This is a genomic window from Pseudomonas aestuarii (assembly GCF_027988105.1).
In the GTDB taxonomy this organism is placed as follows: domain Bacteria; phylum Pseudomonadota; class Gammaproteobacteria; order Pseudomonadales; family Pseudomonadaceae; genus Aquipseudomonas; species Aquipseudomonas aestuarii.
On sequence record NZ_JAQJZJ010000009.1, the window covers coordinates 133,743 to 145,476 of the forward strand.

The following is an 11,734-nucleotide window of genomic DNA, read 5'->3' on the forward strand; positions in this document are numbered from 1 at the left end:
GATGCAGGTTACCTATGGAAAAGGCGCTGCATTTTAACAGAGCCCCTCGCATGGGGTAAGCAAAGGATTATCAGGCCGCAGGAAAATTACCGCGCGCTTTACGCCATGCGGGCGACGCTGGTCGCCAGCCCCTAGGCTGGCGCGATATAACGCTAACTGCGCTCTGGCTGAAAGCGCACGACAAAGCCGCTGAGCTTGTGCTGTCGGTTCAACTGCTCACGCAAGCGATTGGCTTCGGTTCGCTCGATCACGGGGCCGACAAACACCCGATTCATCCCATCCACTTGGCGGATATAGGCGTTGTAACCCTGACTGCGCAGGGTTTTCTGCAGAGTTTGCGCACCCGTGCGACTGGACAGACTGGCCAACTGCACCGACCAACTGACCGGCAGGCTGTTGGCATCCAGGCGACTGGCGGGAGCTGAGGGGGCACTGACTGGCGCAGGGGGCGCCAGAACCGGCTCAGGCGCAGGCACAGCTACGGGCGCCTCAGCCACAGGGGCCTGGACCTCGGCAACGGGCTCATCCGACAGCAAATCATCGGGCAGCACCTGAGGTTCCGGCACGATCACGGGCTCGATTTCAATCTGCGGCATGGCTGGTGCCTGCGGCATGGCCGGCGCATCGACCACCACACGCTGCAACTCGTCTTCACGCGACAGCAGCATGGGCAAGAAGATCACTGCCAAGGCCACCAACACCAATGCGCCGACTATGCGCTGCTTCAATCCTTTATCCAGCAAAGCCATCCTGCACATCCCCCTTGGCATGGCGGGCCAGCCAGTCCAAGGCCTCGGCCACGCAGTAAAAAGACCCGAACAGCAGTATTTCATCACCAGCCGCCGCCCGCGTACATTGCGCCTGCAGCGCCGCCTGTATATCGGCATAGGCTGTCACCGGCGCTCCGCTATTGTGTAAATACGCCTGCAACTCGCCAGCCGAGCGCGTGCGACTGGTCGGCAGCGGCGCCACGGCCCAATCCACGATCTCATCGAGCAAGGGTGATACCACCCCCGCCAGGTCTTTGTCAGCCAGCAGGCCGAACACCGCAAACCGCCTGCCCGCCAACGGCCGGCCAGACAAACGCCGCGCCAAATACTCGGCCGCGTGGGGATTATGCCCAACATCCAGCAGCAACGTGAGTGGCTTACCCTGCCAATTCAGTATTCGACGATCCAGACGACCCGTTACTCGTGTGCGCGTCAGGGCACTGACGATTTGTTCAGCATGCCAGGGCAGATCGAGCAAGGCATAAGCTTGCAACGCCAGGGCGGCGTTCTCCATCGGCAGGTCGAGTAATGGCAAGCGCTCCAGACGCAAGACCTCGCCCCGGCCATTCAAGCCAAACCAGGACCAACCTGACCCGTCGATGCTCAGGTCGTAATCGCGGCCGCGCAGAAAAAACGGCGCTCCCAGCAGCGCTACTTGTTCCAGCAACGTCTGCGGTGGATCGAGATCACCGCACAACGCCGGCTTGCCCGCGCGAAAGATACCGGCCTTCTCGAAGGCCACTGCTTCACGGTTATCGCCCAGCCATTCGGCATGATCAATGCCGATACTGGTCACCAAGGCCAGATCGGCGTCGATCAGATTGACCGCATCCAGCCGTCCGCCCAACCCAACCTCAAGCACCACGGCGTCCAGCGCAGCGCGCTGAAACAACCAGAAAGCTGCCAGGGTACCCATCTCGAAATAGGTCAGGGAAATCTCGCCGCGCGCGGCCTCGATCGCGGCAAATGCCTGGCAAAGCTCGGCATCGCCGGCTTCGACACCGGCAATCTGCACTCGCTCGTTGTAGCGCAACAGGTGAGGTGAGCTGTACACCCCGACCTTGAGCCCCTGTTCCTGCAGCAAGGCAGCAAGAAACGCACAGGTGGAACCCTTGCCATTGGTGCCGGTGACCGTAATCACCCGCGGCGCAGGCCTGGACAAGCCCAGGCGTTGTGCCACGAGCCCGGACCGTTCCAGACCCATGTCTATGGCACTTGGATGCAGCTGCTCCAGGTATGCCAGCCAATCGGCCAGGGAGCGTTCGGTCATGCCGTGACCGGCAATGCAGCGACAACAGGCGACGGCAGCCCCATGAACTGAGCCAGCAGCCGGGCCAGACGGGGACGCAACTCTTCGCGATGAATGATCATGTCGATGGCACCGTGCTCGATGAGGAACTCGCTGCGCTGGAATCCTTCCGGGAGCTTTTCTCGCACGGTCTGCTCGATCACTCGCGGGCCGGCAAAGCCGATCAGCGCCTTGGGTTCGGCGACGATGACATCGCCGAGCATGGCCAGGCTGGCGGAAACGCCGCCATAAACCGGGTCGGTCAGCACCGAGACAAACGGGATACCTTCTTCGCGCAGACGCGCCAGCACCGCAGAGGTCTTGGCCATCTGCATCAGGGAAATCAGCGCTTCCTGCATGCGCGCACCACCCGAAGCGGAGAAGCACACGAACGGGCAACGCTGCTCCAGGGCCACATTGGCGGCGCGCACGAAGCGCTCGCCAACGATCGCGCCCATCGAACCACCCATAAAGGAGAACTCGAAGGCACAGGCCACCACCGGCATGGTTTCAAGGGTGCCGCGCATGGCAATCAGTGCGTCTTTTTCGCCCGTCTGCTTCTGCGCGCCCGTCAGGCGATCCTTGTACTTCTTACTGTCGCGGAATTTCAGGCGATCAACCGGCTCCAGTTCTGCGCCAATTTCTTCGCGGCCCTCGGCATCGAGAAATATATCCAGGCGCGCACGCGCATTGATGCGCATGTGGTGGTTGCACTTGGGGCAGACATCCAGCGTCTTCTCCAGTTCGGGCTTGTACAACACCGCATCGCACGACGGGCATTTGTGCCAGAGGCCTTCGGGCACCGAACTCTTCTTGACTTCGGACCGCATGATCGATGGGATCAGTTTGTCTACCAACCAGTTGCTCATGCTCTTGATTCTCCAAAACTGTGGGCTCGAACAGGCGTCTGGCACAGGGCCTTGTCGGCACATCCAAGCAAATTCACGAAGGCACTATCAATAGGGGCCGGCATCTGCAAGCGCAACACCCGCCACCTTGACCTCGACTGTCAAAGGCGGTCACTACAGTACCTGCAACAGGGTTATGGACGGCCAAGCCTGCAGCGTCGTCACATCGCTTGAACATCGGCTCAGGCACTCCTGACTGCACGCACGAATGCATGAATCTTGGCGCGATCCTTTACACCCTTGCTCGCCTCGACGCCGCCGCTGACATCCACCGCATAGGGTTGCACCTGTTCGATGGCGGCGCGCACATTCCCGGGCGTCAGGCCTCCCGCCAGGATAATTGGCACATGCAGACCGCGCGGCACCAGTGACCAGTCGAACGCCTCGCCGGTACCGCCCGGAACGCCCGGAACAAAAGTATCCAGCAAAACACCCGCCGCAGAGGCATACAGCGCGATCTGCGCAGCAATATCGTCGCCCGGTTTGACCCGCAACGCCTTGATGTAGGGACGCCGAAAGCCCTCACAGGCAGCTGGTGGTTCATCCCCATGGAACTGCAGCAGATCCAGCGGCACGGCATCGAGAATTGCGTCCAACTCGCTACGAGGGGTGTCGACAAACAGCCCCACAGTGGTCACGAACGGCGGCAACGCCGCGAGGATAGCCTGCGCCTGCGGCACCGTTACGGCACGCGGACTCTTGGCATAAAACACCAGACCAAGAGCGTCGGCACCGGCCTCAACAGCAGCCAATGCATCTTCTACGCGGGTAATTCCACAGATCTTGCAGCGAACAACTGACAACGGGCGAATACCTCCAGCAAAGAACCGATGGTAGCAAAGGAATGTCTAGGCGTCTTCCGCCACATCCGGCAGCCCCGAGAGGAAGTGCGGCCCGAGATAGCGCGTGGGCAAGTCGAACTCCTGCGGGTAGTCGACTTGCACCAGATAAAGCCCGTATGGATGTGCGGTCACACCGCCAGTACGCCGCACTCCAGTCTCCAGCACCGCACGCGCCCACTCCACCGGCTGCCCGCCAGCGCCAATGGTCATCAATACCCCGGCAATGTTACGCACCATGTGATGGAGGAACGCATTGGCGCGGATATCCAGCACGATGAAACGACCATGTTCGATCAACTTAAGGTGATGCACCGTCTTGATCGGCGACTTGGCCTGGCACTGACGGGCGCGGAAGGCACTGAAATCGTGCGTGCCGACAAAGGCTTTCGCGGCTTCGCGCATCCGCCCAACATCCAGCGGCCGATGATTCCAGGTCACCTCCTCAGCCATGTGCGCCGGGCGAATCTGATCGGTGTAGATCACGTAGCGATAGCGCCTGGCCTTGGCACAGAAGCGCGCATCGAAATGCGCCGGCATCAGCTTGGCCCACGCCACGCTGATATCGGTCGGCAGATTCCTGTTGGCACCCATGACCCAGGCCAGCATGGAACGCTCAACCGGCGTATCGAAGTGCACCACCTGAGCGCTGGCGTGCACCAGCGCATCGGTGCGCCCGGCACAGCTCAGGGTGACCGGCGCGCCACCAGCGACTTTCGACAAGGCTTTTTCCAGAGAGTCCTGGATGGTCGGCACACCGGCACGCTGGCGCTGAAAGCCACGGTAACGTGAGCCCTTGTATTCGACACCGAGGGCGACTCTGTAAATGCCAACGGCAGCCGAATCGGCTGCCGCAGCGGGTAATCCATCAGACATGTATCAAACCAAGTTAGCGATCAACTCACGCGCTTCCTGCTGCTGACCATCGTTACCTTCGGCGATCACTTCATCGAGAATGTCACGCGCCCCCTCGGTATCGCCCATATCGATATAAGCGCGAGCCAGGTCGAGCTTGGTCGCGGTTTCATCGGTGCCCGAGAGGAAGTCGAAATCATCATCGCCATCCAGATCCACCCCTTGCAGCCCAGCGACAGGCGCAGGCTGGGTCAACTCAGCGGGCTGATCCAGACTCTCAGACAACTGATCCAGCTCAGCGGTCACTTCCTCGAGCTGAGCAGCGAAACTATCGCTGCTGGGCAGAACCGGTGCCTCATCGCTCAGCGACAGATCGAAATCGTCGGACAGGTCGAAGTCGCCACCCTCGGATTCGCTCGGCAGATCGAGACTCAGTCCGGCCAGCTCATCGGTTGCGGACTCGGCAGTCAGTTCGTCGTCCAGGTTCAACAGAAATTCATCGTCTTCGGCCTCGGTTACTGCCGGCTTGCTCTCGGCATCCAGATCCAGGCTGAAATCCGCCAGATCCTGCTCCAACTTCACGCCATCGGCAGGCCCGTCGTCGAGGTTCAGGTCGAACTCCAGATCATCATCTTCATCCGCTACCGTCTCGGCCGGGGCAGTCAAATCCAGATCAGCGTCCAATGACAGGCTATCCAAGTCGGCCAGCGAGGCATCGACGCCAGGAGCTTGCTGCTCACGCTCAAGATCGGCTTCAAGATCGGACTCAAGATCATCCAGACTCAGGTCGAAGGCATCATCCAGATCACCTGCTGCTGCGGCCGGCTGGTCAGGTTCATCCAGGCTCAGGTCATCCAGGCTGAAGCTGGAAAAATCATCATCGGCCAAGGCGGAGGCAGCCACACCGGCACCTACACCGGCAATAGCGGCTATTGCCGGATACTTGCCTTTCAATTGATCGACCTCGGCGGAAGAACCACCTATTTCGCGCAATTCGTTTTCCTGGCGGGCGAATCCATCGCGATCACCCAGCTCGGCGTAGACTTCCATCAGCTTGAGTCGCAGGTCACTGCGTTGCGGCTCATCGTTGACGGCATTCTGCAGCAACTCTGCAGCCTGATTGAAGCGACCATAGGCGATATAGATGTCCGCCTCGCCCAGCGCATCGCTGGTCTGCGCAATCACCCGCTCATCGCTCGGCTCAGCACTGTCGGCGCTGTCGACAAAGTCATCGGGGAAGCTGTCGGCCGGCAGCTCCATATCGCTATCGAAATTAGTGCCACCGCTCTCGGCAGCCAGGCTTTCTTGTAACTCGGCTTCCTTCAATGCGTTGCGGCGCGACACCATCATCAGCCCGACCAGCAGTAACAGCAGGGCGCCACCACCGGCAATCCCAAGAAGCATGGGGTTGGCGAGCAGATCATCAATAGTGCTGAGTTGTGGCGGCTGCTCTACAGGCTTGACCGGAGCCACTGGCGCAGCAGCTTTTGCCACCGGGGCTGGCGCCGGCTCGGCGACGGGCGCCGCTGCAGGCTGAGCGACCGGCTGCTGGGGTTCAGCTGCTGCAGTCGCCGGCTCCTCGCTGTAATTAAAGTCGGGAGCCTCGGCTTCATCAGGGCTAGCCGGCGCCGCTTCAGGACCTGCAGGAACTGCCGCCACGGCCGGGGCGTCCATGGCAGGAGCCTGCCCTTGTGTGGCCAGATCAGCCTGCAGCTTGGCCAGCTGATCATCTTTCAGTTGAATCAAACGCTGCAATTTTTCGAGCTGACCCTGCAGGTCACTCATGCGCCCTTTCAGCTCTTCGTTTTCGCGGCGAGTGGAATCCAGGCCTTCCTGGGTGACCGCCAACTTGTCGCTCAGTGCCTTGCTGTCGACGGCACCGGCGTCACTGCCGCTGGCGGCCTTGCCGGTATCGGCAGAGAGCAGCTTCAGGTTGTCCTGGGTCTTGACCTCAGCCGGTGCGGCACCAGCGACACTGCGCCGGGTCGCATCCATCTGGCGGGCGCTGGCAGCGACGCTGCGCCCCTCGCGCCAGGCCGCATTCTGCTCAGCAACCTGGGCCACGGCTTCGGTCTGGGCCCGGCTTTTGATCTGCTGCTCTTCCGGCAGACGCAACACCTGGCCGCTCTTGAGGCGATTGATATTGCCACCGACAAAGGCATCAGGATTGAGATCCTGAATGGCCAGCATGGTTTGCTGCACGCTGCCGCCACCGCGCACGCGCTGGGCGATTTCCCACAGAGAATCGTTGGCGGTGACCTTGTATTCAGTACCTTGCAGGGCACTTGGCGCAGCGACAGGCGCACGCGCTACCGGAGCACTGGTTTGCGCAGCTGCACGCTGAATGGGAGCGGCTAGCGGGCGTGGCGCCGGAGCTGCTGATGGCAGCCGTGGCGCAGCGGCGGCAGCGGTTTGCGGCGAGTAAAGAGGCGGATCAAGCAGCAAGGTGTACTCGCGCAGCAGGCGGCCATTGGGCCACAACACCTCGACCAGGAAATTCAGGTATGGCTCACGTACCGGCTTGCTTGAGGTCACGCGAAGGTAACTCTTGCCATTCGGCTTGAGTACCGGCGTGAACTTGAGATCAGTCAGGAAGTACTGGCGATCGACCCCGGCCCTGGTGAACTCTTCGGGGGACGCCAGATTCGGCAGCAACTCGCTGGAAGCCAGATCGCGCACCTCCAGCAATTCGATCTCAGCCACCAATGGCTGATTCAGCGCCGACTGCAGGGTCACTTCACCCAGCCCCAGCGCGTGCGCCATACCGGAGGACAGTGCCGAAGCAGCTGCGATTGCCAGCACCAGTTTGCGAACCCGAACCATAGCGTTATCCCTTGTTTTATCTTTTTTTCTCGATATCCGAGAGGGTCTTGATAGCTGCTGACTGTATCCACCCGAAGGCGGCTCCCCATTCAGCAACCAACTCAGCCAATGCTGCTAAGCTCGAAAGATTATTCAGATTTCCAGCTAAGTATCTTTTACAGATAGTGTTTTATCAACAACTCAGCCAATTGCACAGCGTTCAAGGCGGCGCCTTTCCTCACATTATCAGACGCAATCCACAAATTGAGCTCTGCGGGGTCATCCTGCCCGCCACGAACGCGGCCGACATACACCACATCCTGACCGACCGCATCACCTACAGCCGTTGGATAATCGCCCGGCTCGATGTACTCCAAGGCGGCACATGCTTGCAAGGCCGCACAAATCGCCGGCAGATCGACAGCAGCATCTGCCTGCAGCGACACGCTGAGACTGTCGCCAAAGAACACCGGCGCCTGAATACACGTTGCCGCAACCTTTAACTGCGGCCGGGCAAACAACTCTTTGAGTTCACTGGCCAAGCGTTTTTCCAAAGCACCATGGCCGTCGCTATCCGGTGCATCCACTTGAGCCAGCAAATTAAATGCAACTTGCCGGTCGAACAACTGGGGCTCGAAGGAACGACCATTAAGCAGCTCAGCGGTTTGCCGCGCCAACTCGGACACCCCTTCACGCCCACGACTGGAAACAGCCAGGCAAGCCGTGACCGCCACACGCTGCACATTGACCAGCTCGCGCAGAGCGGCTAGCACCACTGCCACGGCAATTGCCGAGGGACTCGGACTGGTCAGCTGATAGGGGGCACTGAGGGTTTTCAAGACCTGCGGGTTTACTTCAGGCACAACGCGAGGCGCCTGCTCGACCGGCAAGGCGGCGGCCAGATCGATCAGCGTACACCCGGCCGCATGCACCTGGGGCGCATAGCTGCGGGTAATCGCTTCGCTGGCGGCAAAGAAAACCAGGCCGACACTGGAGAAATCGAAGGACTCCAGAGTACGCACCCGCAGATTCTTGCCTTTGAACGACAGAGAACGCCCGGCCGACTCGCCGCTGGCCAGCAGGTGCAGATTGGCCACGGGAAAATCACGCTCTTCAAGCAGTTGCACGAGGGTTTCGCCAACACTACCGGTGGCACCGATCACGGCAATATCAAAGGTACGGGTCATGGACAGGCTTCTGACGAAATAAGCACCGCACTGTATAGCGCAGCCCGACAAATGCAAAGGAGCCAGCTGTACCGATGATCGCCCGACATCTCGATCATCGACACAGCTGGCTCCTATTCATTACCGCTGGGCATGCTCAGGCAAAACGCACCGCAGTCGCTATCAACGCTCCAGCAGAATCCGCAGCATGCGCCGCAGCGGTTCGGCGGCGCCCCACAGCAGTTGGTCGCCCACGGTAAAGGCACCCAGGTATTGCGACCCCATGTTCAGCTTGCGCAGCCGCCCGACCGGCACACTCAGGGTACCGGTAACGGCAGTCGGGCCCAGCTCACGGATACTGGCCTCACGCTGATTCGGCACCAGCTTGACCCAAGGGTTGTGCTGACTGATCAGACCCTCGATGTCGGACAGTGGCACATCCTTGTTCAGCTTGATGGTCAAGGCCTGGCTGTGGCAGCGCATGGCGCCGATGCGCACGCAGAGACCGTCCACGGGAATCGGGTTCTTGAAGCGACCGAGAATTTTGTTGGTCTCCGCCTGAGCCTTCCACTCTTCGCGGCTCTGGCCGTTGGGCAGTTCCTTGTCGATATAGGGAATCAAGCTGCCGGCCAGGGGCACGCCGAAGTTGTCCACCGGGAAGGACTCGCCGCGCATGGCTTCGGCCACCTTGCGGTCGATATCCAGGATGGCACTGGCCGGATCGGCCAGCTCATCGGCAACCGCGCCGTTGATCGCGCCCATTTGCTTGATCAGTTCACGCATGTTCTGCGCGCCGGCACCGCTCGCCGCCTGGTAGGTCATGGCGCTCATCCACTCGACCAGACCGGCTTCATAGAGGCCACCCAAAGCCATCAGCATCAGGCTGACGGTGCAGTTGCCGCCGATGTAGTTCTTGGTCCCGGCATCCAGCTGCTGATCGATCACCTTGCGGTTGACCGGATCCAGCACGATCACCGCGTCATCGGCCATGCGCAGCGAGGATGCGGCATCGATCCAGTAGCCCTGCCAACCGGCTTCACGCAGCTTGGGGAAGACCTCACTGGTGTAGTCGCCACCCTGACAGGTGAGGATCACGTCCAGGCTCTTGAGCTCCTCGATGCTGTAGGCATCCTTCAGCGAGGCGATGTCCTTGCCGATGGCCGGACCCTGACCACCCACATTGGAGGTGGTGAAGAATATCGGCTCGATCAAGTCGAAATCCTGCTCTTCCAGCATGCGCTGCATCAGCACGGAACCAACCATGCCACGCCAACCGATCAGACCTACACGTTTCATAACCACTACACCTATATGAACAGACCGCCGGAAACTCGCCGGAGAACCTGGAAGATTACAGACTACGCAACGCCTCGACTACTGCATCACCCATGGCCGCAGTGCCGACCTTGGTCGTACCGGCGGAATGGATGTCGCCAGTGCGTAAGCCTTGATCCAGCACCGTGCTGACCGCTTGTTCGATGGCATCGGCGGCCTGGCTCTGGCTGAAGCTGTAGCGCAACATCATGGAGACCGAGAGGATGGTCGCCAGGGGATTGGCGATGCCCTGCCCGGCAATGTCCGGCGCCGAACCATGGCACGGCTCGTACATGCCCTTGTTGTTGGCATCCAGCGAAGCGGACGGCAGCATGCCGATAGAACCGGTGAGCATGGAAGCCTCATCCGACAGAATGTCGCCGAACATGTTGTCGGTGACCATCACGTCGAACTGCTTGGGTGCGCGCACCAGCTGCATCGCCGCGTTATCGACGTACATGTGGCTGAGTTCGACGTCCGGGTAATCCTTGGCCACCTCCTCGACCACGGCGCGCCACAGCTGGCTGGAGGCCAGTACGTTGGCCTTGTCCACCGAGCAGAGTTTGCTGCCGCGCACGCGCGCCATGTCGAAGCCGACCTGGGCAATGCGGCGGATCTCGCTTTCGCTGTACGGCAGGGTGTCGTAGGCCATGCGCTCGCCATTTTCCAGCACCTTGCTTTCGCGCGGCTGGCCGAAGTAGATGCCGCCGGTCAGCTCACGCACGATGAGGATGTTCAGGCCGGCGACCACTTCTGGCTTGAGCGAGGAGGCATCGGCCAGTTGCGGGTAGAGGATGGCCGGACGCAGGTTGGCGAACAGACCCAGCTGCGAGCGGATCTTCAGCAGGCCGCGCTCGGGACGCAGGGCCGGATCGATGGCATCCCACTGGGGCCCACCCACCGCGCCGAGCAGGATCGCATCGGCGGCACGGGCGCGCGCCAGGGTCTCATCGGCCAGGGGCACGCCGTATTGCTCATAGGCGGCGCCGCCCAGCTGGTCAAATGACAGCGCCAAGCCCAGGTCGAACTTCTCGTTCGCCAGCTGCAGCACCTTGACCGCCTCGGCCATGATTTCCGGGCCAATACCGTCGCCGGGCAGAATCAGAATCTGTTTGCTCATGTTTATTCCTTAAATCACTTAATCGAGCCGAACAGCCAGGGGCTGCGCTGCTGGTAGCCGACCTCGAAGGCCTTGATCGCATCGCTGTCCTGCAGGGTCAGGCCGATATCGTCCAGACCGTTGAGCAGGCAATGCTTGCGGAAAGCATCGACCTCGAAGCCGTACTGCACGCCATCGGCGCGGGTCACGGTCTGCGCTGCGAGATCGACGGTCAGCTGATAACCTTCGCTGGCCTCGGCCTGCTGGAACAGCGCATCGACCTCATCCTCCTTGAGAATGATCGGCAACAGGCCGTTCTTGAAGCTGTTGTTGTAGAAGATGTCGGCGAAGCTCGGCGCGATGATTGCGCGAAAGCCGTACTCTTCCAGGGCCCAGGGGGCGTGCTCACGGCTCGAGCCGCAACCGAAGTTCTCCCGCGCCAGAAGCACGCTGGCGCCCTGGTAACGCGCAAAGTTCAGCACGAAATCCGGGTTCAGCGGACGCTTGGAGCTGTCCTGATTGGGCTGACCGACATCCAGGTAACGCCACTCGTCGAACAGATTGGGGCCGAAGCCGCTGCGCTTGATCGACTTGAGGAACTGCTTGGGAATGATCTGATCGGTGTCGACGTTGGCGCGATCCAAAGGAGCGACCAAGCCGGTGTGTTGGGTAAAGGCTCTCATCTTCGCTCTC

At 60.8% G+C, this 11,734-nt stretch carries 10 protein-coding genes; all 10 read right to left on the reverse strand.

The window, feature by feature from the left end; genetic code table 11:
- Window positions 1-152: 152 nt before the first annotated feature.
- Complete coding sequence (locus tag PH586_RS18400; RefSeq protein ID WP_271349230.1) at window positions 153-749, reverse strand: SPOR domain-containing protein; 597 nt, start codon at window positions 747-749, stop codon at window positions 153-155.
- On the reverse strand, window positions 733-2,040 hold the full coding sequence (gene folC / locus PH586_RS18405) for a bifunctional tetrahydrofolate synthase/dihydrofolate synthase (protein ID WP_271349231.1): 1,308 nt from the start codon (window positions 2,038-2,040) through the stop codon (window positions 733-735). The genes PH586_RS18400 and folC overlap by 17 nt, the downstream gene beginning before the upstream one ends.
- On the reverse strand, window positions 2,037-2,927 hold the full coding sequence (accD, locus tag PH586_RS18410) for an acetyl-CoA carboxylase, carboxyltransferase subunit beta (protein ID WP_271349233.1): 891 nt from the start codon (window positions 2,925-2,927) through the stop codon (window positions 2,037-2,039). The genes folC and accD overlap by 4 nt, the downstream gene beginning before the upstream one ends.
- Before the next feature lie 221 nt (window positions 2,928-3,148).
- Entirely contained in the window at window positions 3,149-3,769 is a 621-nt protein-coding gene (locus PH586_RS18415) for a phosphoribosylanthranilate isomerase (protein ID WP_271349235.1), read from the reverse strand.
- A 45-nt stretch (window positions 3,770-3,814) separates the two neighbouring features.
- Complete coding sequence (truA, locus tag PH586_RS18420) at window positions 3,815-4,681, reverse strand: tRNA pseudouridine(38-40) synthase TruA (RefSeq protein ID WP_271349237.1); 867 nt, start codon at window positions 4,679-4,681, stop codon at window positions 3,815-3,817.
- 3 nt (window positions 4,682-4,684) lie between these two features.
- Window positions 4,685-7,483, reverse strand: coding sequence for a FimV/HubP family polar landmark protein (locus PH586_RS18425; protein ID WP_271349239.1), 2,799 nt, complete (start codon window positions 7,481-7,483; stop codon window positions 4,685-4,687).
- Window positions 7,484-7,638: 155 nt separating this feature from the next.
- Window positions 7,639-8,649: an aspartate-semialdehyde dehydrogenase gene (locus PH586_RS18430; protein WP_271349241.1), complete on the reverse strand. Its 1,011-nt coding sequence runs from the start codon at window positions 8,647-8,649 to the stop codon at window positions 7,639-7,641.
- 162 nt (window positions 8,650-8,811) lie between these two features.
- Window positions 8,812-9,924, reverse strand: a complete 1,113-nt coding sequence (gene asd, locus PH586_RS18435; RefSeq protein WP_271349243.1) for an aspartate-semialdehyde dehydrogenase — start codon at window positions 9,922-9,924, stop codon at window positions 8,812-8,814.
- Window positions 9,925-9,979: 55 nt separating this feature from the next.
- A complete protein-coding gene (gene leuB, locus PH586_RS18440; protein ID WP_271349245.1) occupies window positions 9,980-11,062 on the reverse strand; it encodes a 3-isopropylmalate dehydrogenase in 1,083 nt (360 codons plus the stop codon).
- A 14-nt stretch (window positions 11,063-11,076) separates the two neighbouring features.
- The gene (leuD, locus tag PH586_RS18445) at window positions 11,077-11,724 is read right to left on the reverse strand and encodes a 3-isopropylmalate dehydratase small subunit (protein ID WP_271349247.1); all 648 of its coding nucleotides are present in this window, start codon (window positions 11,722-11,724) and stop codon (window positions 11,077-11,079) included.
- Between the last annotated feature and the right edge of the window lie 10 nt (window positions 11,725-11,734).

Coding starts and splice junctions, on each gene's coding strand:
- leuD (WP_271349247.1), bottom strand. CDS start 11,724: ATGAGAGCCTTTACCCAACACACCGGCTTGGTCGCTCCTTTGGATCGC.
- truA (WP_271349237.1), bottom strand. CDS start 4,681: ATGTCTGATGGATTACCCGCTGCGGCAGCCGATTCGGCTGCCGTTGGC.
- PH586_RS18425 (WP_271349239.1), bottom strand. CDS start 7,483: ATGGTTCGGGTTCGCAAACTGGTGCTGGCAATCGCAGCTGCTTCGGCA.
- accD (WP_271349233.1), bottom strand. CDS start 2,927: ATGAGCAACTGGTTGGTAGACAAACTGATCCCATCGATCATGCGGTCC.
- PH586_RS18430 (WP_271349241.1), bottom strand. CDS start 8,649: ATGACCCGTACCTTTGATATTGCCGTGATCGGTGCCACCGGTAGTGTT.
- leuB (WP_271349245.1), bottom strand. CDS start 11,062: ATGAGCAAACAGATTCTGATTCTGCCCGGCGACGGTATTGGCCCGGAA.
- PH586_RS18400 (WP_271349230.1), bottom strand. CDS start 749: ATGGCTTTGCTGGATAAAGGATTGAAGCAGCGCATAGTCGGCGCATTG.
- asd (WP_271349243.1), bottom strand. CDS start 9,924: ATGAAACGTGTAGGTCTGATCGGTTGGCGTGGCATGGTTGGTTCCGTG.
- folC (WP_271349231.1), bottom strand. CDS start 2,040: ATGACCGAACGCTCCCTGGCCGATTGGCTGGCATACCTGGAGCAGCTG.